Consider the following 21,329-nt stretch of genomic DNA (forward strand, 5'->3'; position numbering starts at 1 on the left):
GGGAGGCGCGTCGCATGGTGTCGGCGTACGTGATGACCGAGCGGGACTGCCGGGGCACGGTGAAGGCCCCCGACTCGGTCGGGCTGGCCAGCTACACCATGGACTCGCACAACTGCCAGCGGGTCGTGGTCGACGGGGCGGTCAGGAACGAGGGTGACGTACAGGTCGGGGTGCCCGGCCCGTACCCGATCAGCTACCGCGCGATCGTGCCCACCGAGGCGCAGTGCGCCAACCTCTTCGTGCCGGTCTGCCTGTCGGCCAGCCACATCGCGTACGGCTCGATCCGGATGGAACCGGTCTTCATGATCCTCGCCCAGTCCGCCGCCACGGCGGCGAAGCTCGCCCTCGACGCGGGTGTGGCGGTGCAACAGGTGAACGTCGCCGCCCTCCAGTCCCGCCTACGCCAGGACGGCCAGCACCTCCAGTGGCCCCCGGCCGTCGACGGTGAGGTCGTCGTCGACAACGCCTCGGCGTCGGTGACCCGGGGCGGCACCTGGGTGAGCAGCAGCCACGTCGGCGGGTACTACGGCGTCGACTACGAGCACGACGGCAACACCGGCAAGGGCGTCAACCGGCTGCGTTTCACCCCGTTCCTGCCGGCCCGGCAGCTACACGGTCAGCCTCCGCTGGACCGCCGACCCGAACCGGGCCAGCAACGTGCCGGTGGACGTGGTGCACAGCGGCGGCGTCACCACCCGTACCGTCGACCAGCGCGGCTCGGGCGGACAGTGGATGCCGCTCGGGACGTACACGTTCGCGGCGGGGACGGCCAGCAGCGTGCTGATCCGCACCGATGGCACGGACGGCTACGTGGTCGCCGACGCGGCCCGCTTCGTCCCCGCCTGAGGGCTGGCGACGTGTCGCCGGTGGTGACGGTGTCGCGACCAGACATCGTCACCACCGGGGCAGCCGGCGTTCTACGGCGCGTCTCCTGACGGCAGACTCGGCGCTGGGGTGGCGGAGGTCAGCGTGAGACGAGCCGGAGGGGCGAGGTGTGGGTGCGAGTGGGGGACGGCGTGGTGTAGCTGTAGTTCACGATCACCTGGTGCTGCCCGGCGTACCGGTACGGGCTGAGGATCTTCGTCACCGGGTCCAGGACGGCGAGCCGGAACAGCCAGCCGCGCTGTGCGGAGAGGCCCGCCCAGGCGGTGGTGTTGCCGGTGGCCCAGCCGTTGGGCAGGTCGAGGCAGAGCAGCTGCCCCGGCCCGTTCGGGTTGCAGAGCTGGGCGATGACGTTCGACTGGTTGGAGATGGAGTACGACCAGTAGATCGTGTCGATCGACGACGCTGTGGGCGCGCTGGTCGGAGCGTTGACGGTGGTGCTGGAGTACCACCAGTTCGTCTGGTACAGGACGGGGCCGGTCGGGTTGACGACGTAGGCGGCGTCGGAGGCGTGGGCGGCGGAGGTGGGCAGCAGCACGGCGATCACGGCGGCGATCACGATGCCGAGCCTTCGGACGGTGGTCACAGGCGACCTCCATTCGGGGAAGGCCATCAACCTAGCCCTGTGTGTTGCTTCTCTTGCAGAGGGTGATCATCCATCGCTCGTCATCCGTCAGCAGGATGGCGATCGAGGCCAGCTGCTTCCTCACCGAGGTCGGTGTGGTCGACCTCCCCGTCTCCGCCGGTTGCTGTCACCATGGACTCGGCCGGGATAAGTGGCGTTAGGGGCGCTTTCCATGACGAGTGGTGGCGATGCCGGGGTCGGTGGTCTCACCGAGGCGCTGCGGCGGTTCGCCGACGAGCGCGACTGGGGGCAGTTCCACACGCCGAAGAACCTCGCCATGGCGCTGGCCGGTGAGGTGGGGGAGTTGCTCGCCGAGTTGCAGTGGCTGACCCCGGAGGAATCGGCGACGGTCATGGCCGACCCGGAGGCCGGTGGCCGGGTTCGCGCCGAGATCGGCGACGTGATGATCTACCTGGTCCGGCTGGCCGACGTGCTCGGTATCGACCTGGTCGAGGCGGCCACCGACAAGCTCGCCGACTCGGCACGGCGGTATCCGGTGGAACGCGCTCGGGGCTCGGCGGCGAAGGCTCCCGACGCGTAGCGGGGGTGCCTCGGGCGGACAGGGTTGGCAGCGGCGGTGACTCAGGCGGCCTCGAAGACCTCGTCGAGGTCTTCGGTGAGACCTGGCCGATCAGCGTAGGGCTTCGACCAGTCGCCAGACGGCCGTCGAGGGATTGGCGGCAGGAGGCTCACCGAGCTTTCGGGCGCGATCGACAGCGGCCTCGATCCCCTCCCGGAACGCGTCGAATTCGAGCCTCGTCTTGCTCCATCCCTTGACGTGTACGCGCAGCAGATCGGCCGCTTTCCCGGCGTTCTCCAGGTACTTCGTGCAATCGGCGTGGTGCAGGATCAGCCAGACCTCGAAGCAGGGGTTCGACCAGAGCAGCGTCACCCCGAGCCGCCGGGCCTCACTCGTCGGTTCCGCGGTCGGGTACTGGTCGACGTCGCAGACGACGTACGCGTGGTCGACGTCGTTGTCGTCCCGGCGACGCGCAGCGCCTCGCACCGCGTCTACGGGAGAGCCTTTCTCCACGGCCACAACCAGGCGGTACTGCTCCGACAACTTCTGCCTGAGCCCCTCCAGGTAGGCGCGCTCGGTGGACTCACCGTTGGTGACGACGAGCACCGTCTGCCGCTGTTCCCGGGTGCCGGCTCTGCGACGGAGGTCGGTCCTCCGGGTGGTGCCCGGTTGCCTGCGTCCCGTGCTGCGCTGGTCAGCCCGTCGGTTCGCCATTCACCTGTCCTCGTGCTACCAGCGCCTGCTCGAACAGGTAGGTCGACAGATTCGGCACCGCGCCGTAGTTGCCGTTCAGGTAGCGGCGTTGCCGGTTCTCGCCTTCCTTGCGTGGCTTGAAGTCTGTGAGCGGGTAGAGCGTCGACACGCCCTTGGCATCCTTTTCGGTGAACCAGATCTCGTCCCGCCGGAGGATCTCCTCAGTGTCCATGGTGCCGAGGAGGGCGGCGTCGTGGCTCGTGAAGAGGAGCTGACTGGCGTGAGGGTTCGATGTTGTGCTCTGGAAGAGCCCGATGAGTTTCGCGGTGAGCAACGGGTGCAGGCTTGCGTCGATCTCGTCCACGCACATGGTGCCACCGTCGCTCAGGATCGTGGCGGCTTCGGTGGCGAGTCCGAGTAGTTGCTGAGTCCCTGTCGACTCCTCCGTCAACTCGAACAGCACCTCGCCGGATGGACCCCGATGGGCGAACTTCAGGCGTCTCTGCCGGTGACTCGGCGAATTCCGTACGGCTCGGACCAGAGGAGCGTCGCCTGTCTCCAGGTCCGACGGCCGCAACACGACCGGCTGTTCGTCCGTCACCGTGGTAGTGACCGTGACGACATCGACGATTCCGACGTCGGCCGCTCGGAGTAGTTCGATGACCGTGCGTTGACTCACCTCACCTTCAGGCCAGGCCGGGCCAACTCCGCCCGGCAACCGAGGGCCGAGCCGAGATCGGCTGTGGATGTTCCGGAACCAGCGGTAGACGTCATGAAGTGGCTCTGCCCCGGCCCCTTCGGCGTGCCCATGGCCGAAGCGGGCGACGGTGCTCAGGAAGAGGGCAGCAGGTGCCGTGACCTCGGCGACCCGCTCCGACGCCATACCCCGATTGGACTCCTCGCCCCAGCGGTAGGCATCACCGGTACGTTCGAAGACCCGCCTCCTCCGGTTCTTGGGATAGTGATAGAGCCATTCCTCAAGAACTCGTTCGTCGTCCAGAACGTAGCCATACGTGTGCCGGACACCGTTGAGGGTCAGGTCGACAACATAGTGAGACGGAGCTGCCAGCGAGTCGGGCGTCAGCCGGAACGGTTCGCGTTTGATCCCGAGGCCGGGCTCGACCTCCCGATCGGAAAAGAGCACGAACTGCCGCATGAACAACAGCGCGTGCAGACAGTTGGACTTGCCGGAGGCGTTGGCACCGAAGACGCCCGCCACCCGGACCGCCTGCTCGGGCTCGTCACCGCTGCGGTAGACCGGCGTCAGGTTGAGCTGCTGCTCGTCGCGGAACGACCGGTGGTTGGCGAAGCGGAAACTCAACAACATGGCTGTGCCCTCTGATCCTCGGCCCTCCGGCCGATCCCTGCGAGTTAACCACGCGAGAGGGTCTGAGGCATCAGCCTCGCCGGGGTGTGAGCGCGCGGATGCCCCAGCGGCGCCGGGGCGTCCAGGAGCGGAAGTGTCAGCGGGTGGGTTGCGCAGCGCGAATGAAGGCCCTCCAAGCGGTGGGGGTGAAGGTGAGGACCGGACCCGCCGGGTCCTTGCTGTCCCGTACGGCGACGAGGCCGGGCAGGTTGTCGGCGACCTCGACGCAGTTGCCACCGTTGCTGCCGCTGTACCTGCTCTTGCGCCACCGGGCCTTGGTCCAATCAGCCATGATGTACCTCCCCAGCGATCTTGTTAATCAACTCTGCTGATTGTCCTCTATCGAGCGCCAGTTCTTTGAGGCTCGACCAGACCTGCCCGTAGGCGGCGAACTCCTCTGGCCGGTCCAGGTAGAGCGCGCCGGTCCAGGACTCGCTGTAGACCACCGGCGGCTCTGGTGTCGTCCGGTTTCCCGGCGGAAACTCCAGTATGACGAACGCGCCGGCCTCCACACCTCGGTGCAAGCCGACAGAGAGGGGCAGTACTCGGATTGATATGTGGGGTTCCTGCCCAACCGTCAGCAGGTGTCGGAGCTGGCTCGCCATGATGATGCGGTTGCCAACCGTCCTCAGCAACACGGCCTCCGAGAGAACCACGTCGAACCGGGGCGGAGGAGGCAACCGACGACGGAGCAGTGACTGCCGTTGCAGCCGGACGTCAACCAGGCGGTCCCGTTCCTCGTCGGTCACCTCTGCTCGATGTTGGTAGACGGCGCGGGCGTACTCCCTTGTCTGAAGCAGGCCGGGCATCAGCGCGTCTCCGTACTCACGCAGTCGGCTGGCGGCCTGTTCCAGGCCCACGTACAACTCGAACCAGTCGGGGATGGCGTCACCGTAGGCGTGCCACCAGCCCTTTGCCTTCGTCTCGCTCGCCAGGGCGACCAGCGCACCGGTCAGTTCCGGGTTCGCGTCGTAGAGCTGGCACATCGCGCGAACGTCCACCGAGCGCACCGACCCGAGGCCGCTCTCGATCCGCCAGACCTTCTGCCGGCTGCACTCCAACGCCTCGGCTGCCGCGTCCAGGGTGACCCCCGCCTCGGTGCGTAACTGGCGCAGTGCCCGGCCAAGTTGCCGTCGCGGCACCGTCGAGCCCATGTCTTCGGCCAACGATCACGCCTCCATCCGATTTTCGATTTCGCGTCTCAAATGCCTATCCGCTAATTCGCGTAGTGTCAAGAATCGGCATGGTGGAACGTTGCATTATTCGTGATTCCGGTTTGGGGTGGTCGAGTTTGTGAGCGTCCCCGGTGGTTGTGGGAATCCCATCGCGAACTCCGCGCCGCATTGGACGAGAGATGCCTTTTCGGTCCCCACGATGACCGGGCGGTGGGCACCCTGGCAACTGGCTCTGTCGAGCCGTGACCAGCCACCCGGTGCTGCTGCCCGTCGGTCGAAGCGGCACGAGCGCCAACGACAGTGGATATGCTGGCTGCGGCGTGATCACCGCGACCTTCGCGACCTGACGACAGGCTGCGACGAAGCCACCACCGGCATCGAGGAAGGCTCGGATCATGACGTCAGACTTGGTCAAGACCTCGGACGTCCTGATGCCGGCGGCCTTCTTCGGCCACGGCAGCCCGATGAACGCCCTGGAGGCCAACCGCTACACCGCGGCGTGGAAGGCTTTCGGCGAAACGGTGCCGCGACCCCGTGCGATCCTGGTGGTCAGCGCCCACTGGTACATCAACGCCACCGCCGTGACCGCGATGCCGAGGCCGCGCACCATCCACGACTTCTACGGCTTCCCCCGAAAGCTGTTCGAGGTGCAGTACCCCGCACCCGGGCTGCCGGAGTTGGCCACCGAGGTCAGCGATGTCGTCCACCCGACGTGGGTGGGGGCGGACGTCGACAGTTGGGGCATCGACCACGGCACGTGGTCCGTGCTCGTGCACGCCTTTCCCGACGCGTCCATCCCGGTCGTCCAGCTCAGCATCAACGCCGCCAAGCCGCTGGACTACCACCTGGAACTGGGTGCGAAGCTGGCTCCCCTGCGCCACCGGGGAGTGCTCATCGTCGCCAGCGGCAACGTGGTGCACAACCTGCGCGGCATGGACTGGACGCTCACCGACGCCGGCTACGACTGGGCTCAGCGCTTCGACGAGGACGCCAAGAGCCGCATGCTCACCGACCCGACCGAGTTCGTGGCCCTCGACGCCCACCGCGACTACGGCCTCGCGGTGCCCACCCCCGACCACTTCATTCCCGCGCTGTACCTCGCCGGCCTCGCCGGAGCCGCCGACGCGCCGGCCACCGAGATCCTCGTCGACGGCTACGCGTACGGGTCGCTGTCGATGACGGCGTACGCGCTCGGACTCACCGGCCGGAGCGTCCCCGACGGCGCCGGCTCCCCGCAACCGCCGGCCGACCTGCCTCCCGACGCGTCCAACATCTGACCGGGCCCTGATCCGCCGAGGTGGGGTCCGGGTTCGGACGCGGACGCGCGTGCGGCAGCACGAGTTGACCCACGTCGCATCGTTGCCCGCCAGTCCCGCCACAATCCAAATTTGCAACATCCCGAACACCGACTCTGGAATGCCCGATTGTTGGGCAGAAATAAGTCAGGAATCGGGGCGGCAAATCGTTGCTTTATTGCTGGTCGAGGTCGCAGTATGGCGGTGGCGCGGTGGTCTCGTCTTCCCCCGGTGTGACTGCCGCGCCCTTCTCCCGTCTCCCGGCCCGGGCAGCTGTCCAGGCCCGTCATCCGTGAACCCGGAAAAGGAGTGCTGCCGTCGTGCGCGCAATTATCCGTCGAACTGTGGCGATCGGCCGACACGCGATCGTCACCGTACGTCAGTCCCCAGCCCAGCCGGTCCGGCCGGGCGGCGGCAGACCTCGCGGAACCGCGTACCGGAGCGGGGCGGTCGGACCGCTGCGGCCCTGGCAGGTCCGCGACCGCCTCTTCACCCCGCGCGGCCGGCACGGGGTGGACGCCACCGAGGTGCGGGCGTTCCTCGACCGGGTCGCCGACGATCTGACCGCCCTCTACGCCGAGGTGGCCCGCACCCATGCTGAAGCCGAGCGGATCAGGACGGCCCTGCGGGAGTGGCAGACCGAGGTCGCCCGGCGTGAGCTGGCCGGTGCCCGATGAGCGAACGGTTCGTGGCGCACCTGCCGTTCACCGCCGCCGACCTGCCCGCCGCGCGGCAGTTCACCGGCACCCTTGCCCGCTCGGTCAGCTTCCTGTCCGAGGTGGACGCCGCCGAGGTCACCGTCAGCTTCGAGGACGAGCAGGGCGTACGCCATCGGGTCTTCTGCGACCTGCCGCTGCCCGACCGTCGGCGCTGCGTGCGCCAGGTCGACCACGACGGAACCTGTGCGGCGCGGACGCCCCGGTGAGCGGGGAGGGCTGCCTGACTCACGGCCGCTGCCCGGCCCCCTCCACCGGCCCCCTGCAACCACCCAAGGAGCGGGCCTGCCGCGTGTCGTTTGACGTACCGCCCGATCCGAACATACGTTCGCTCGTGGTCGCAGGGAGGCGTGTCCGGCCCGTCCCGGCCAGCACGTCAGGAGACCCGATGATCATCGAGGACGTGGCGTTTCCCGCCGGTCGCCACTGCGAGACCACCACGCTCGGTGCCCTGCTGCGCCACGAGGGCGTCGACCTGTCCGAGCCGATGTTGTTCGGCCTCGGCGAGGGGCTGGGCTTCGTCTACTGGGATGCCAAGAGCATGGATTTCCCGTTCCTCGGGGGCCGCACCAAGCCGACCACGATCACCCGGACGGTGGCCGACCGGCTGGGCCTGACGCTGCACATCCAGGAGACCGCGTCCCCCCGTAGGGCCTGGCAGAACGTCGTCGACGCGCTGACCACCGGACGCCCGGTCGGCCTGCAACTGGACTCCTACCACCTGGACTACTTCACCACCAAGGTCCACTTCGGTGGTCACTGCGTCGCGATGTACGGCTACGACGACAGCCACGCCTACCTGGTCGACACCGCCCAGCAGGGCGGCGCGGTGACGACCTCGCTGACGAATCTGGAACGGGCCCGCAACGAACGCGGACCGATGACCGCCCGCAACCGCTCCTTCACCATCGCGAGCCCCGCTCGCCGGCCCGACCTGGCTCACGCCATCCGGACGTCCATCCGCAACAATGCGCAGGTCTTTCTCCATCCACCCATCGCCAACCTCGGTCACCGTGGCATCGACAAGGCGGCCCGACAGGTGACGCGATGGCTCGACCGATCCAGTGACCCGTCCCGGGACCTCCCACTGGCCGCGACGCTGATGGAACGCGGCGGGACCGGTGGCGCGCTGTTTCGCAACATGTACCGCGACTTCCTCGCCGAATGCGCCACCATCGTCGACGACGACAACGTCCGTCTGGGTCACCAGCGGTACGCCGAGATCGCCCCGTTGTGGACCGAGGTCGCCCGCCAGATCACGGCCGCCGGAGAAACCGGTGACCCGGAACATCTGGCCCGCGCCTCGGCGTTCCTCACCGAACTCGCCGACCGGGAACGCCACGCCATGCAGGTCCTGGCCGGCGTTCGCCCGGACTGACTTTGCCTGATCGCGCTGCCCTGCGGTGGTTGCAGGGGACCCCTCCTCATCAAAAAGCGGTAGGAAGGGTCCCCTGCAAACACCCGAGCGGGCGCCCGGCGCCCGGCGCTACTCCGGCACGCGGCGGTACGCGCCGTCGCTGGCCGAGGTCGCCATCGAGGCGTACGCCCGCAGCGCGGCGGAGACCGGACGCTCCCGGTCCACCGGCGTGTACGGCTTGTCGCGCTTCTCCTGGGCGATCCGCCGGGCTGCCAGCACGTCCTCGGGTACGTCGAGCGAGATCGACCGGCCCGGTATGTCGATGACGATCTCGTCGCCCGGCTCGACCAGCGCGATCAGCCCACCGGAGGCGGCCTCGGGGGAGACGTGCCCGATCGACAGGCCGGAGGTGCCGCCGGAGAACCGGCCGTCGGTGAGCAGCGCACAGGACCGACCGAGCCCGCGTCCCTTGAGGAACGAGGTGGGGTAGAGCATCTCCTGCATGCCCGGCCCGCCCCGGGGGCCCTCGTACCGGATCACCACCACGTCCCCGGCGACGACCTCCTTGGCGAGGATCGCCGTCACCGCGTCGTCCTGCGACTCGTAGACCTTCGCCGGGCCGCGGAAGGTCAGGCACTCCTCGGGCACCCCGGCGGTCTTCACCACGCAGCCGTCCGGAGCGAGGTTGCCGTGCAGGATGGCCAGGCCGCCGTCGGCGGAGTACGCGTGCGCGCGGTCCCGGATGCAGCCACCGGCCGCGTCGGTGTCCAGGGTGGACCAGCGGTTGGTGGTGGAGAACGGCTGGGTGGTGCGCACCCCGCCGGGGGCGGCGTGGAACAGCTCGACCGCCTCCGGCTTCGGCGAGCCTCCCCGTACGTCCCAGTCGGCCAGCCAGCGCTGCAGCGAGGGCGAGTGCACCGACGAGACGTCCCGGTGCAGCAGGCCGGCGCGGTCCAGCTCACCGAGGATGGCCGGGATGCCGCCGGCCCGGTGCACGTCCTCCATGTGGTACTGCGGCGAGTTCGGGGCGACCTTCGCCAGGCAGGGCACCCGCCGGGAGATCGCGTCGATGTCGGCGACGTCGAAGCCCAGTTCCGCCTCGCGGGCGGCGGCGAGCAGGTGCAGGATCGTGTTGGTCGAGCCGCCCATCGCCACGTCCAGCGCGACGGCGTTCTCGAACGCCGACCGGTTGGCGATCGCCCGGGGCAGCACCGAGGCGTCGTCCCCGTCGTACCAGCGCTTGGCGATCTCCACGACGGTGCGGCCGGCCTCGACGAAGAGCGACCGGCGCGCGGCGTGGGTGGCGAGTGTCGAGCCGTTGCCGGGCAGGGCCAGCCCGATCGCCTCGGTGAGGCAGTTCATCGAGTTGGCGGTGAACATGCCGGAGCAGGAGCCGCAGGTCGGGCAGGCGGAGCGCTCGATCTCGCCGAGCTGGTCCTCGGTGACGGCCTCGTTCGACGAGGCGATCATCGCGTCGATCAGGTCGATCTTGGAGTGCACGATCCCCTCGATCGCCACCGTCTTGCCGGCCTCCATCGGGCCGCCGGAGACGAAGACGGTCGGGATGTTCAGCCGCAACGCGGCCAGCAGCATGCCCGGCGTGATCTTGTCGCAGTTCGAGATGCAGACCAGGGCGTCCGCGCAGTGCGCGTTGACCATGTACTCGACCGCGTCGGCGATCAGCTCCCGGCTGGGCAGCGAGTAGAGCATCCCGCCGTGCCCCATGGCGATGCCGTCGTCCACCGCGATGGTGTTGAACTCCCGTCCCACCCCGCCGGCCTCGGCGACCGCGTCGGCGACCAGGCCGCCGAGGTCCTTGAGGTGGACGTGTCCGGGTACGAACTGGGTGAAACTGTTGGCGATGGCGACGATCGGCTTGCCGAAGTCGTCGTCGGTCATCCCGGTGGCCCGCCACAGGGCCCGGGCACCGGCCATCGTCCGACCGTGGGTGGAGGTCCTCGACCGCAGCTCAGGCATGGGGTCAAGTGTGGCACCACCGGCCCGGTCCGTCGGCGGCGATCACGCCGTGTCCCAACAGATGCACACCCCGCCCCCCGCGCTCGCGCGCCGTCCGGCAGAGTTGACCCTGTGCAGTTCTCCCCGGTCATGATCGCGGTTGCGACGCTGAGCGGGCTCGGGGCGACGGCGGCCACCTGTCTGCTGCTCGTCTCGGTCCGGCACCGGAGCGGCGGATACCGACAGGCCCACCTGCTGCTGGCCGCCGGCGCCGCGGTCGCGACGCTCAGCCTGGCCACCGGGCTGGTCGCCGCCGCCGTACACGGGTCCCACTCGGGGGAACGAACAGGCTGGGCGACCGCGGTCTCGATCGGCATCGCGGTGAGCGGCTTCCTGGGCTGCGCCGGGCTGCTCCGGATGCCCGGGGTCGTCGGATCGCCGTCCGGGGCGGTCCGGCTGCTCCTCGACGGGGTGATCACGGCGGCGGCGTTCTGGTTCGTCGGCTGGGTGCTCTTCTCCGAGCCGACCCGCCTGCTCGGTGACGCGACGCACCTGACCTGCGCGCCGATCCTGTTCGCCACGGTCAGCGCGGCCCTCGCCGCGGGGCTGAACGCGGTCGTCGCCGCCCGCGCGCCCCGCCCCCGGGCCCGCCTGGCCGGGCTCTGCTGCGGCGTCACCAACACGGTCTTCGGCGGGTTGGGGGTGGCCGGGGGACTCTGCGGGGGCGGCACCCGGCTGGCCCTCGCCGGTGCGGTGCTGCTCGCCGTCGGGCTGCTCAGCGCCGGGCTCGCCGTGCACACCACCGACCCGCCCGGCCAGGTCGCGGCCGACCTGATCCGCCGGGACAGCGAGTACGCCTTCATCCCGATGATCGCCATGGCCGCGTCGGCGGCGTACCACCTTCTCCAGGACGGCCGCTTCGACGCCTTCGCGATCACCGCCGGCAGCCTCGAGGGCTTCGCGCTGGTCACCCGCCAGTACCTCACCCTGCACGACATGCGCGGGTACGCCGCCCGGCTGGCCGAGCGGGAGGCGCACTTCCGTGAACTGGCCCACACCGATCCACTGACCGGGCTGGCGAACCGACGAGGGCTGCTGCGTGCGCTGGCGTCCGCCGTCGCCGGCCGTGAGCCGGTGGCGCTGCTCGGTCTCGACCTGGACGGGTTCAAGCACGTCAACGACATGCGGGGGCACGACGTCGGTGACGCGGTGCTCGCCGAGGTGGGGCGGCGGCTGCGCGCCCACCAGGGCCCCGGCGACCTCCCCGCCCGACTCGGCGGGGACGAGTTCGCGGTGCTGACCCACCGGAGCCCGCAGGATGTCGACCGCCTCGCCCGGGAACTGCTGCACGCGCTGGGCGAGGCGTACGAGCAGCCGGACGGGCCGGTCTTCCTCTCGGTGAGCGTCGGTGTCGCCGGACGGGGCGACCCGGACGGCGCGGCCGATCCCCACCGGGCCGACCGGCCGGAGAGCGCCGCTGCTCCCCAGCAGGCCGACCGGCCGGACGGCGCGGCTGTTCCCCAGCAGGCCGACCGGTCGCCCGGCGGAACGGGGCCGGACGGCACGCCGGTGCCGCGCCAAGCCGACGAGTCGGACGTCGAGGTGCTGCTGCGCCACGCCGACCTGGCGCTGCGCCACGCCAAGCAGCAGGGCAAGAACCGGGTCGAGCGGTACGACGCCACGTACGAGCGGATGCTGCGTCGCCGGACGACGGTGGAGCACGAGCTGCGCGGGGCGATCGGGCGCGGCGAGCTGCGCCTGGCGTTCCAGCCGGTGGCCTCCCTGCCGTCGGTGCGTCCGGTCGGGGCGGAGGCGCTGCTGCGCTGGCACCACCCGCAGCTGGGCAACGTCCGCCCGGACGAGTTCATCCCACTCGCCGAGGAGTGCGGCATGATCGCCGCGCTCGGCGCGTGGGTGCTCGACCAGGCATGCCTCCAGCTCTCCCGCTGGCTGGCCGACGGTCACGACGTCTGGGTGTCGGTGAACGTCTCCCCCCGGGAACTGCACGCCGAGGCGTACGTCGCCCAGGTCGCCGAGGCGCTGCGGGCGCACCGGGTGCCGCCGCAACGGTTGGTGCTGGAGGTGACCGAGCACACCGTGGCGACCGATGTCGACGAGCTGATCCGGCGGTTGACCGCGCTGCGTCGTACCGGGGTGCGGATCGCCCTGGACGACTTCGGGGCCGGGTACTCGTCCCTGGGGCAGCTCCGCCGGCTGCCGATCGACATCCTCAAGATCGACCACAGTCTGGTCGCCGAGCACGAGCCGGTCGCTCCGGTGGACCGGGACGGGCCGCCGTTCGCGCCGATGGTCGACGTCGTGATGCGGCTGGGCCACCAGCTCGGCCTGGAGGTGATCGCCGAGGGGGTCACCTCGCCGACCGAACTGGCCGCGGTGGTCGCCGCCGGCTGCCGGTTCGGGCAGGGGGCGCTCTTCGGTTGGGGCGTACCGGCGGAGCACCTGGAGGCGATGCTCGACGCCGCGACCCTGGCGCGGCCGGCCCCGGTCACCGGCGGCGACCCGGCGGAGAGCCGGCCGTCGGAGCCGACTGCCGCACCGCCACCGGCCCCGCGCGCCGGGACGGCACCGCCCCCAGCGCCGCGCGCCGTTCCCGCACCGCGCGCCGGGACGGCACCGCCCCCGGCGCCGCGCGCCGTTCCGGCATCGCTGCCGGAGGGCGCGTCCGACCAGATCGTCAACGATGTGGCATCGACGCAGGTCGGGCCGGGTGTGGCGCCGGACATACGCGGTGGCGCGGCACACCGTTGACCAATATGTGAGACCAGTTGACTCATCGCGTGAGATGCGTCAGGCTGTCCCCATGCCGTCGTTCCGCTTCCCGCGAGTACTTACCTGAGCGCACTCTCCTCCTCGTGAGAGTGCGCTGGCCCCGTGCGTGTCTGCACGTGGGCCGTTTTTATTGCCGTTGGACCCATCGGGGCGGGCCCCGCCCGCGTTGCACTGCTTGACGAGCCACTCACCCGAGCCGAAGGCCAGAACCGCCATGACGAGACCCACGCCAGAGACCCTCGCCCACTCCGCTCGGCGAGCCCGCACGAGCGCCGAGCCCGCCACCGACCGCGCCGCCGTTCCGGCGGTACCCGCCCCGGTCACCCCGCTCCAGGTCTCCGGTGCCGGTTCGCTGGTGCGCTCGCTCGAGGCACTCGGCGTCGACGTGGTGTTCGGCATCCCCGGCGGGGCGATCCTGCCGGCGTACGACCCGCTCTACGACTCCCGGGTCCGGCACATCCTGGTCCGGCACGAGCAGGGCGCGGGACACGCGGCGACCGGGTACGCGCAGGCCACCGGCCGGGTCGGGGTGTGCATGGCGACCTCCGGCCCCGGCGCGACGAACCTGGTCACCCCGATCGCCGACGCGTACATGGACTCGGTGCCGCTGGTGGCGATCACCGGCCAGGTGCCGCGCCCGGCGATCGGCACGGACGCCTTCCAGGAGGCGGACATCCAGGGCATCACGCTGCCGATCACCAAGCACAACTTCCTCGTGCAGACCCCCGAGGAGATCCCGCAGGTGCTGGCCGAGGCGTTCCACCTGGCCGCCACCGGGCGTCCCGGGCCGGTGCTGGTCGACATCCCCAAGGACGTCCTCCAGGCGCAGACCACGTTCAGTTGGCCGCCCACCCTCGACCTGCCCGGCTACCGGCCGACCCTGCACCCGCACGGCAAGCAGATCCGGGAGGCGGCCCGGCTGATGACCGGCTCCCGCCGGCCGGTGCTCTACGTCGGCGGCGGCGTGCTCAAGGCCGGGGCCACCGAGGGGCTGCGCCGGCTCGCCGAGCTGACCGGCATCCCGGTGGTCACCACGCTGATGGCGCGCGGGGCGTTCCCCGACTCGCACGAGCAGCACCTGGGCATGCCCGGCATGCACGGCACGGTCGCCGCGGTGTACGCGTTGCAGAAGTCCGACCTGATCGTGGCGCTGGGGGCGCGCTTCGACGACCGGGTGACCGGTCGGCTGGACTCGTTCGCCCCCGGCGCGGCGGTGGTGCACGCCGACATCGACCCGGCCGAGATCGGCAAGAACCGGACGGCGGACGTGCCGATCGTCGGTGACGCCCGGCAGGTGATCGACGAGCTGATCGGCGCGGTCACCGTCGAGCACGCCGCCGGTCGGACGGCGGACCTGACCGACTGGTGGGCGCAGCTCGACGACCTGCGTGGGCGCTACCCGCTCGGCTACGACGAGCCCGCCGACGGCACCCTCGCCCCGCAGTACGTGATCAAGCGGCTCGGCGAGATCGTCGGCCCGGACGCGATCTACGTGGCCGGCGTCGGGCAGCACCAGATGTGGGCGGCCCAGTTCATCTCGTACGAGAAGCCGTACACCTGGCTGAACTCCGGCGGTGCCGGCACGATGGGGTACGCGGTCCCGGCCGCGATGGGCGCGAAGGTCGGCAAGCCGGACACGGTGGTCTGGGCGGTCGACGGCGACGGTTGTTTCCAGATGACCAACCAGGAGCTGGCCACCTGTGCCCTGGAGGGCATCCCGGTCAAGATTGCGATCATCAACAACGGCAACCTGGGCATGGTGCGGCAGTGGCAGACCCTCTTCTACGGGGAGCGCTACTCCAACACCGAGCTGGGCACCCACAAGCACCGCATCCCGGACTTCGTCAAGCTGGCCGAGGCGCTCGGCTGCGTCGGGCTGCGCTGCGAGAACGCCGCCGACGTGGACAAGACCATCGAGGCCGCGATGGCGATCGACGACGCGCCGGTGGTGATCGACTTCGTGGTCGGCAAGGACGCGATGGTCTGGCCGATGGTCGCCGCCGGCACCAGCAACGACGAGATCATGTTCGCCCGTGGCGTCCGCCCGGCCTTCGACGAGGACGACGTCTGACCATGGGTGGCCGAGGCGAACGAATCAGCAAGCGCAGTCGGATGTCGCGCCCGGGCGCGACCGAGCGAAGCGAGGCCGTGGCATGAACCTGCACACGCTGTCGGTTCTGGTGGAGAACAAGCCGGGCGTACTGGCCCGGGTCTCCGGGCTCTTCTCCCGGCGCGGGTTCAACATCGACAGCCTGGCCGTCGGCGAGACGGAGAACCCGGACGTCTCCCGGATCACCATCGTGGTCAACGCCGAGTCCTCGCCGCTGGAGCAGGTCACCAAGCAGCTCAACAAGCTCGTCAACGTGCTCAAGATCGTTGAGCTGGACCCGCAGGTCTCGGTCGCCCGGGAGCTCCTGCTGGTCAAGGTGCGCGCCGACCGGGCGGCCCGGAGCCAGGTGCTGGAGACGGTGAACCTCTTCCGCGCCCGGGTGGTCGACGTCGCCCCGGACACGTTGACCATCGAGGCGACCGGCACCCCCGACAAGCTGGACGCACTTCTGCGTGACCTCGAACCCTTCGGCATCAAGGAAATGGTCCAGTCGGGCACGGTGGCGATCGGGCGCGGATCGCGCTCCATCACCGCCGGTCCGTCGCTGCGGGCCGCCTGACCCGACAGATGAGCGGCGCGCGCCGCCGGAGCCCGACCGGACCGGCGTCGCGCGCCGCCGGAAACCCAGCCGCACCGACCACGACGGGCCACCCGGGCCGTCGTACGAAAGGGAAGTTCTCATGAGCGTTGAGGTGTTCTACGACGACGACGCCGACCTGAGCCTGATCCAGGGCCGGAAGGTCGCGGTGATCGGCTACGGCAGCCAGGGCCACGCCCACGCGCTGTCGCTGCGTGACTCGGGCGTCGACGTGGTGATCGGTCTGCCCGAGGGCTCGAAGAGCCGGGCCAAGGCCGAGGAGCAGGGGCTGCGGGTGCTCACCCCGGCGGAGGCGTCGGCCGAGGCCGACGTGATCATGATCCTCGCCCCGGACACCGCGCAGCGCAAGCTCTACGCCGAGTCGATCGCCCCGAACCTGACTGCCGGCAAGGCCCTCTTCTTCGGCCACGGCTTCAACATCCGGTACGGGCTGATCAAGCCCCCGGCCGACGTGGACGTGGCGATGGTCGCCCCGAAGGGCCCGGGTCACCTGGTCCGCCGCCAGTACGTCGACGGCAAGGGCGTGCCCTGCCTGGTCGCCGTCGAGCAGGACGCCTCGGGCGACGCGCTCGCCCTGGCCCTGTCGTACGCGAAGGGCATCGGTGGCAGCCGGGCCGGCGTGATCAGGACCACCTTCAAGGAGGAGACCGAGACCGACCTCTTCGGCGAGCAGGCGGTGCTCTGCGGTGGCGCGTCCGCGCTGGTGCAGACCGGTTTCGAGGTGCTCACCGAGGCCGGGTACGCCCCCGAGGTGGCCTACTTCGAGTGCCTGCACGAACTGAAGCTCATCGTCGACCTGATGTACGAGGGCGGCATCGCCCGGATGCGCTACAGCATCTCCGACACCGCCGAGTACGGCGACCTGTCCCGGGGACCGCGGGTGATCGACGCCCGGGTCAAGGAGGAGATGCGCAAGATCCTCTCCGAGGTCCAGTCCGGCGAGTTCGCCCGTGAGTGGATCGCCGAGGACGACGCGGGCCGCCCGAACTACCGCAAGTGGCAGGCCGAGGGCGCGGCGCACCCGATCGAGGAGACCGGCCAGAAGCTGCGCGGCATGATGAGCTGGGTCGACCGTCCGCTCACCGAGACCGCCTGACCCGGTCGGGTCGTACCGACACGGCCCGTGGCCGACGCCCTCCCCGGCGTCCGGCCACGGGCCGCCGTCATGTCGCGGCCTGCTCCACGGTGCCCGGCTGCGAGGCAGGGCAGACCACCAGAGCAGCCACCGGGCCCGCCGGTGGCGGGACGACCGCCGGTAACCGCCTCCCGGGCCGCAGCCGCGCGCCGGGCAGCACGCTCAGGTGGTGGGACCGGGTGACCAACGCCTCGGTCAGCCGTGGACCCCGTCGCAGAGGCCGGCGTCGGGCCAGTGGGCGTAGCAGCGCGATCCGGACGACGAGCGACATCGGCGACTCCCTCCCCGTACGGGTGTGGTCTCCCCTTTAGCAGGGCCCGGCCAGCGGTTGAACGGACGATGACGGACGGGTGAGGCGTTCCGGTGCTCGCGTCGGATCCGCACGTTCGGTCGAGAACCGTCTCATGCCCGGCTGGTGTGTGAGGGCCCTCACCCCGGTACCTGGGACGGCCGCAGTGGGCGGCGGCCTACCATCGCGGGTAGGTGTTCCCGGCACCCGCACGCCACCGCGGTAGGTGCTGCCGGCACCCGCACGGCCCATGGCCCCGGTCAAGCACAGGGCGCAGCGCGGCGTCCCGTCGAGGTAGCCGACCGCCCTGACGATATCTACGAGGACCGATGAATCCTGTCGTACTGATCGCCGAAGAACTCGCTCCCGCCGCCATCGAGGTGCTCGCCCACGACTTCGACGTACGCCACGTCGACGGCACCGACCGCCCGGCGCTGCTCTCCGCCCTCGCCGAGGCCGACGCGGTGATCGTGCGCAGTGCCACCCAGATCGACGCGGAGGCCGTCGCCGCCGCGCCCCGGCTCAAGGTGGTCGCCCGTGCGGGCGTCGGTCTGGACAACGTCGAGGTGCCCGCCGCCACCGCCCGGGGCGTGATGGTGGTCAACGCGCCCACCTCGAACATCGTCTCCGCCGCCGAGCAGGCCGTCGCCCTGCTGCTGGCCGTGGCCCGCAACACCGCCAGCGCCAGCGCCGCGCTCAAGGCGGGGGAGTGGAAGCGGTCCAAGTACACCGGCGTCGAGATCCAGGGCAAGACGGTCGGCGTGGTCGGCCTGGGCCGTATCGGCGTCCTGTTCGCGTCCCGCATCGCCGCCTTCGGCACCCGGCTGATCGCGTACGACCCCTACATCCAGCCGGCCCGCGCGGCCCAGCTCGGGGTCCGCCTGGTCGGACTGGAGGAGCTGCTCCGGGAGAGCGACTTCATCTCGATCCACCTGCCGAAGACGCCGGAGACGGTCGGCCTGATCGGCGAGAAGGAACTGGCGATCGTCAAACCGGGCGTACGGATCGTCAACGCCGCCCGGGGTGGCCTGGTCGACGAGCAGGCCCTCGCGGACGCCATCGCCGAGGGCCGGGTCGCCGGTGCCGGCGTCGACGTCTACGCCAAGGAGCCCTGCACCTCCTCGCCGCTGTTCGCCTTCGACAACGTGGTGGCCACCCCGCACCTGGGCGCCTCCACCCACGAGGCGCAGGACAAGGCCGGTCTCGCGGTGGCCAAGAGCGTCAAGCTCGCCCTCCAGGGCGAGTTCGTGCCGGACGCGGTGAACGTCCAGGCCGGCGGCGTGGTCGCCGAGGACGTCCGGCCGCTGCTGCCGCTGGCCGAGAAGCTCGGTCGGGCGTTCACCGCCGTGGCCGGCGGGGTGGCCGCCAGCGTCACCGTCGAGGTGCGCGGCGAGATCGCCAACCACGACGTCTCGGTGCTCAAGCTCGCCGCGACCAAGGGGCTGTTCAGCTCGGTCGTCGAGGAGCAGGTCACCTACGTCAACGCCCCGCACCTCGCCGCCGAGCGCGGCGTCGAGGTCACCCTGTCCAGCCAGGCCGAGGCCGACCAGCCGACCCTGGTCTCCGTCCGGGGCGCGCTGCCCGACGGCCGTACGGTCAGCGTGTCGGGCACCGTCGCCAGCAGCGGCGGACGCGACGTCATCAAGCTGACCGAGGTCGACGGATTCGACGTGGAGATCGGCGCGGAGGGCATTCTGCTCTTCCTCCGCTACGTCGACCGTCCCGGCGTGGTCGGCACCGTCGGTACGCTGCTCGGCGAGGCCGGCATCAACATCGCGGCCATGCAGGTGGCCCGCCGCGAGGCCGGTGGCGAGACGCTGATGACGCTCACCGTCGACCAGGCCCTCGGCGCGGACCTGCTCACCTCGGCCGCCGAGTCGATCGGCGCGACCGCCGCCTCCGCCGCCGACCTGCGCGACGAGTAGTCCGACACCCCGTACGGCACCGGGGCCCGGCCAGCGACGGCCGGGCCCCGGTGCCGTCGTCGGGCTCGCGCGTTCCCGGCCCGGACATCCCGGCGGGTCGGTGCCCGCTCCCGGTCACCAGGGCGTCCCCCGGTGACCGGTCCTAGACGACGCGGGTGCCCTGGGGCGCGGGAGCGGAGCCGCGGTGGACGGGGGAGGGGACGGCCGCGGGCGGCGGGTAGACGGAGCCGTCCTGGGGGTCGAAGAGCATCAGGTTGTTCTCGGCGGCGAGCCGTTCGATGTCCAGGAGGACCTGGTCCTCACAGGTCGGATAGAGGTACATCGCCACGTGGTCGGCGGCGGCGTGCAACGGCGTCACCTCCCACGGCGATCCCGGCCCGGGACGGTCCGGGTAGCTGGCGGTGATCGCCCGGTAGAAGGCGACCACCCGGGGGTCGGGATAGCTCTCGACGTGCTGTCCCTGACGGCACCGCTGCACGGCCGCCCGCACGTCGGCGGGGGAGGCCCCTTCCGGTAGGGCCCACACGCTCAGATCGAAACTCACGGCGGACAGCGTGCCATCCGGTCGACCCGCCGTGTCACCGACCCCGTTGGACCGTCCGGAGGGGAACCCGCAGCGTCGTACCGGGACGGTCCGCTGTGGAGACCCTTGCGGCGGTCCACGAGGGTTCGCTAGCGTACACGTGCGGTTACCGAACGAACTCGCGGCGTCGACCTGTCTTCGGGTGACGGTGTCCGGCGTCCGGCCTTTCGGTTCCGCACCCCTCGGATGCGCGAGCCACGCGCACTCGTCGCTGACCGGCTCCCACCGTCGTTGCCGCGACCGTGGGAGCCGATCGCGCTTCTTCCCGTTCCGTGCCCCCCTGCCGCCTGCCGCCGCAGCCGCGCCCAGCGAGTCGTGCTGGAGCCGTCGGCGGGTCAGTGCCGGTGCCTCGGCGGGCGTGCCGGTGGGTGAGGCGGGTCAGTGCCGGTGGCCGAAGAGCGGCCGGTAGTTCGACCCGTCGGCGAACCAGGCCAGCCCCGCCGGGCCGGCGGCGTAGAGGGCGGTGGCGTACGCGTCCGCGACCGCCAGGTCCGGCCCCACCACGGTGGCGGCGGTCATCTGGCGGGCCGGCTCCCCGGTGTGCGGGTCGACCACGTGGTCGCGCCGGCCGCTGACCCCGGAGGTGCCGATCGCGCCGGCGGTCATCTCCAGCACCAGCGGGGCGTGTTCGCCGTCCGGGTGGTGCACCGCCACCCGCCACGGTCCGCCGTGCGGGGCGTGTCCCCGGACGACCAGGTCCGCGCCGGCGACCACGGCGTAGTCGTGCACCCCGGCGGCGCGTAACCGGGCGGCGGCCCGCTCCACCGCCCACCCGCCGAGCAGGCCACCCGGGTCGAAGCCGCCGGGCACCGCCCAGGCGTCGAACCAACCGTCGGTCGCGGCCCGCATCGCGGTGCAGCGGTTGACCAGGTCGGCCAGGGGGGTGTACGACTCGGTGCCGATCTCGCCCCGGCGCAGCCGGGAGACCAGGCTCTGCGGTCGACCGGGTCCGTAGGTCAGGTCGATGGCGCGCAGCTCGGCGACGGCGTCGCGCAGCGCCTCGCCGACCCCCCGCCGTCCGAGCCACTCGGGGGCGTTCAGGACGAGGGTGTACTCACCGGTCGAGGTGCGCACGGTGTGCGTGACGGTGAGCCGGTCGGTGGCCACCGCACCCCAGCGGTCGAGCAGGCCGCGACCGCCGAGCCGCAGGTCGGGACGGCGGCTGACGTGGGTGGGTTGGTCCACCCACCGCGTCCGGGTCTGTTCCTCGATGCGCATGTGCCTGCTCCCTCCGGACGGTGCCGCGCCGTCGCCGACCCTCCGTCACGGGCCCCCGTGACCCGCGCGACCCCCACCCTAGGGGGCCGAGGTGAC

At 70.9% G+C, this 21,329-nt stretch carries 20 protein-coding genes; 11 read left to right on the top strand and 9 right to left on the bottom strand.

The window, feature by feature from the left end:
- Nucleotides 1–14: 14 nt before the first annotated feature.
- Nucleotides 15–935, top strand: a complete 921-nt coding sequence (locus IGA62_RS19385) for an FAD-dependent oxidoreductase (RefSeq protein ID WP_232624712.1) — start codon at nt 15–17, stop codon at nt 933–935.
- 29 nt (nt 936–964) lie between these two features.
- Here IGA62_RS19385 and IGA62_RS19390 read toward each other — a convergent pair whose 3' ends face one another.
- Nucleotides 965–1,468 (bottom strand): flagellar protein FlhE, encoded by a 504-nt coding sequence (locus IGA62_RS19390; RefSeq protein ID WP_186499998.1) that lies wholly within the window; start codon nt 1,466–1,468, stop codon nt 965–967.
- A 211-nt stretch (nt 1,469–1,679) separates the two neighbouring features.
- On the opposite strand from IGA62_RS19390, the gene IGA62_RS19395 reads away from it, so the two are divergent.
- Nucleotides 1,680–2,048 carry a nucleotide pyrophosphohydrolase gene (locus IGA62_RS19395; RefSeq protein ID WP_145819443.1) on the top strand — a complete coding sequence of 123 codons (369 nt, stop codon included), beginning with the start codon at nt 1,680–1,682 and terminating at the stop codon, nt 2,046–2,048.
- A 90-nt stretch (nt 2,049–2,138) separates the two neighbouring features.
- On the opposite strand, the gene IGA62_RS19400 is transcribed toward IGA62_RS19395, so the two are convergent.
- The 4 genes from IGA62_RS19400 to IGA62_RS19415 form a co-directional block, all read right to left on the bottom strand.
- Nucleotides 2,139–2,633 (bottom strand): RloB family protein, encoded by a 495-nt coding sequence (locus IGA62_RS19400; protein ID WP_186499997.1) that lies wholly within the window; start codon nt 2,631–2,633, stop codon nt 2,139–2,141.
- An 88-nt stretch (nt 2,634–2,721) separates the two neighbouring features.
- On the bottom strand, nt 2,722–4,047 hold the full coding sequence (locus tag IGA62_RS19405) for an AAA family ATPase (protein ID WP_145819441.1): 1,326 nt from the start codon (nt 4,045–4,047) through the stop codon (nt 2,722–2,724).
- A 136-nt stretch (nt 4,048–4,183) separates the two neighbouring features.
- Nucleotides 4,184–4,378 (bottom strand): DUF397 domain-containing protein, encoded by a 195-nt coding sequence (locus IGA62_RS19410; RefSeq protein ID WP_145819440.1) that lies wholly within the window; start codon nt 4,376–4,378, stop codon nt 4,184–4,186.
- Nucleotides 4,371–5,252, bottom strand: a complete 882-nt coding sequence (locus tag IGA62_RS19415; protein ID WP_145819439.1) for a helix-turn-helix domain-containing protein — start codon at nt 5,250–5,252, stop codon at nt 4,371–4,373. Before IGA62_RS19415 ends, IGA62_RS19410 begins: the two co-directional genes overlap by 8 nt.
- A gap of 404 nt (nt 5,253–5,656) precedes the next feature.
- Between IGA62_RS19415 and ygiD the strand changes: the two genes are divergently transcribed.
- The 4 genes from ygiD to IGA62_RS19435 all read left to right on the top strand — a co-directional run bounded on the left by ygiD (nt 5,657) and on the right by IGA62_RS19435 (nt 8,650).
- Entirely contained in the window at nt 5,657–6,538 is an 882-nt protein-coding gene (ygiD, locus tag IGA62_RS19420; RefSeq protein ID WP_232624713.1) for a 4,5-DOPA-extradiol-dioxygenase, read from the top strand.
- A gap of 362 nt (nt 6,539–6,900) precedes the next feature.
- The gene (locus IGA62_RS19425; protein WP_232624714.1) at nt 6,901–7,233 is read left to right on the top strand and encodes a DivIVA domain-containing protein; all 333 of its coding nucleotides are present in this window, start codon (nt 6,901–6,903) and stop codon (nt 7,231–7,233) included.
- Entirely contained in the window at nt 7,230–7,481 is a 252-nt protein-coding gene (locus tag IGA62_RS19430; protein WP_145819438.1) for a hypothetical protein, read from the top strand. Before IGA62_RS19425 ends, IGA62_RS19430 begins: the two co-directional genes overlap by 4 nt.
- A 179-nt stretch (nt 7,482–7,660) precedes the next feature.
- Nucleotides 7,661–8,650, top strand: a complete 990-nt coding sequence (locus IGA62_RS19435; RefSeq protein WP_145819437.1) for a BtrH N-terminal domain-containing protein — start codon at nt 7,661–7,663, stop codon at nt 8,648–8,650.
- Between the two features lie 108 nt (nt 8,651–8,758).
- Here the strand turns inward: IGA62_RS19435 and ilvD are convergent, their stop codons facing one another.
- Entirely contained in the window at nt 8,759–10,606 is a 1,848-nt protein-coding gene (ilvD, locus tag IGA62_RS19440; protein WP_145819436.1) for a dihydroxy-acid dehydratase, read from the bottom strand.
- Between the two features lie 129 nt (nt 10,607–10,735).
- On the opposite strand from ilvD, the gene IGA62_RS30220 reads away from it, so the two are divergent.
- From IGA62_RS30220 to ilvC, 4 genes are all read left to right on the top strand, one after another.
- Nucleotides 10,736–13,354, top strand: a complete 2,619-nt coding sequence (locus IGA62_RS30220; protein ID WP_232625107.1) for a putative bifunctional diguanylate cyclase/phosphodiesterase — start codon at nt 10,736–10,738, stop codon at nt 13,352–13,354.
- A 235-nt stretch (nt 13,355–13,589) separates the two neighbouring features.
- Nucleotides 13,590–15,446 carry an acetolactate synthase large subunit gene (locus tag IGA62_RS19455; RefSeq protein ID WP_145819435.1) on the top strand — a complete coding sequence of 619 codons (1,857 nt, stop codon included), beginning with the start codon at nt 13,590–13,592 and terminating at the stop codon, nt 15,444–15,446.
- Between the two features lie 82 nt (nt 15,447–15,528).
- A complete protein-coding gene (ilvN, locus tag IGA62_RS19460) occupies nt 15,529–16,044 on the top strand; it encodes an acetolactate synthase small subunit (protein WP_088980265.1) in 516 nt (171 codons plus the stop codon).
- A gap of 121 nt (nt 16,045–16,165) precedes the next feature.
- On the top strand, nt 16,166–17,179 hold the full coding sequence (ilvC, locus tag IGA62_RS19465; protein ID WP_145819434.1) for a ketol-acid reductoisomerase: 1,014 nt from the start codon (nt 16,166–16,168) through the stop codon (nt 17,177–17,179).
- Nucleotides 17,180–17,246: 67 nt separating this feature from the next.
- Here the strand turns inward: ilvC and IGA62_RS19470 are convergent, their stop codons facing one another.
- Complete coding sequence (locus IGA62_RS19470; protein WP_145819433.1) at nt 17,247–17,489, bottom strand: hypothetical protein; 243 nt, start codon at nt 17,487–17,489, stop codon at nt 17,247–17,249.
- Nucleotides 17,490–17,836: 347 nt separating this feature from the next.
- Here IGA62_RS19470 and serA point away from each other — a divergent pair, with 347 nt between their 5' ends.
- Nucleotides 17,837–19,432: a phosphoglycerate dehydrogenase gene (gene serA, locus IGA62_RS19475; RefSeq protein WP_145819432.1), complete on the top strand. Its 1,596-nt coding sequence runs from the start codon at nt 17,837–17,839 to the stop codon at nt 19,430–19,432.
- A 142-nt stretch (nt 19,433–19,574) separates the two neighbouring features.
- Here the strand turns inward: serA and IGA62_RS19480 are convergent, their stop codons facing one another.
- Nucleotides 19,575–19,976 (bottom strand): hypothetical protein, encoded by a 402-nt coding sequence (locus tag IGA62_RS19480; protein WP_145819431.1) that lies wholly within the window; start codon nt 19,974–19,976, stop codon nt 19,575–19,577.
- A 417-nt stretch (nt 19,977–20,393) separates the two neighbouring features.
- The gene (locus tag IGA62_RS19485) at nt 20,394–21,233 is read right to left on the bottom strand and encodes an FAD:protein FMN transferase (RefSeq protein ID WP_145819430.1); all 840 of its coding nucleotides are present in this window, start codon (nt 21,231–21,233) and stop codon (nt 20,394–20,396) included.
- Between the last annotated feature and the right edge of the window lie 96 nt (nt 21,234–21,329).

This window comes from Micromonospora sagamiensis, from assembly GCF_014680085.1.
Lineage (GTDB): Bacteria > Actinomycetota > Actinomycetes > Mycobacteriales > Micromonosporaceae > Micromonospora > Micromonospora inyonensis.

What these genes read in the sequence shown, in the direction of transcription:
- IGA62_RS19385 (WP_232624712.1), top strand. Translation starts at nt 15, where the DNA reads ATGGTGTCGGCGTACGTGATGACCGAGCGGGACTGCCGGGGCACGGTG.
- IGA62_RS19395 (WP_145819443.1), top strand. Translation starts at nt 1,680, where the DNA reads ATGACGAGTGGTGGCGATGCCGGGGTCGGTGGTCTCACCGAGGCGCTG.
- IGA62_RS19405 (WP_145819441.1), bottom strand. Translation starts at nt 4,047, where the DNA reads ATGTTGTTGAGTTTCCGCTTCGCCAACCACCGGTCGTTCCGCGACGAG.
- IGA62_RS19410 (WP_145819440.1), bottom strand. Translation starts at nt 4,378, where the DNA reads ATGGCTGATTGGACCAAGGCCCGGTGGCGCAAGAGCAGGTACAGCGGC.
- ygiD (WP_232624713.1), top strand. Translation starts at nt 5,657, where the DNA reads ATGACGTCAGACTTGGTCAAGACCTCGGACGTCCTGATGCCGGCGGCC.
- IGA62_RS19430 (WP_145819438.1), top strand. Translation starts at nt 7,230, where the DNA reads ATGAGCGAACGGTTCGTGGCGCACCTGCCGTTCACCGCCGCCGACCTG.
- IGA62_RS19435 (WP_145819437.1), top strand. Translation starts at nt 7,661, where the DNA reads ATGATCATCGAGGACGTGGCGTTTCCCGCCGGTCGCCACTGCGAGACC.
- ilvD (WP_145819436.1), bottom strand. Translation starts at nt 10,606, where the DNA reads ATGCCTGAGCTGCGGTCGAGGACCTCCACCCACGGTCGGACGATGGCC.
- IGA62_RS30220 (WP_232625107.1), top strand. Translation starts at nt 10,736, where the DNA reads ATGATCGCGGTTGCGACGCTGAGCGGGCTCGGGGCGACGGCGGCCACC.
- IGA62_RS19455 (WP_145819435.1), top strand. Translation starts at nt 13,590, where the DNA reads ATGACGAGACCCACGCCAGAGACCCTCGCCCACTCCGCTCGGCGAGCC.
- ilvN (WP_088980265.1), top strand. Translation starts at nt 15,529, where the DNA reads ATGAACCTGCACACGCTGTCGGTTCTGGTGGAGAACAAGCCGGGCGTA.
- ilvC (WP_145819434.1), top strand. Translation starts at nt 16,166, where the DNA reads ATGAGCGTTGAGGTGTTCTACGACGACGACGCCGACCTGAGCCTGATC.
- IGA62_RS19470 (WP_145819433.1), bottom strand. Translation starts at nt 17,489, where the DNA reads ATGTCGCTCGTCGTCCGGATCGCGCTGCTACGCCCACTGGCCCGACGC.
- serA (WP_145819432.1), top strand. Translation starts at nt 17,837, where the DNA reads ATGAATCCTGTCGTACTGATCGCCGAAGAACTCGCTCCCGCCGCCATC.
- IGA62_RS19485 (WP_145819430.1), bottom strand. Translation starts at nt 21,233, where the DNA reads ATGCGCATCGAGGAACAGACCCGGACGCGGTGGGTGGACCAACCCACC.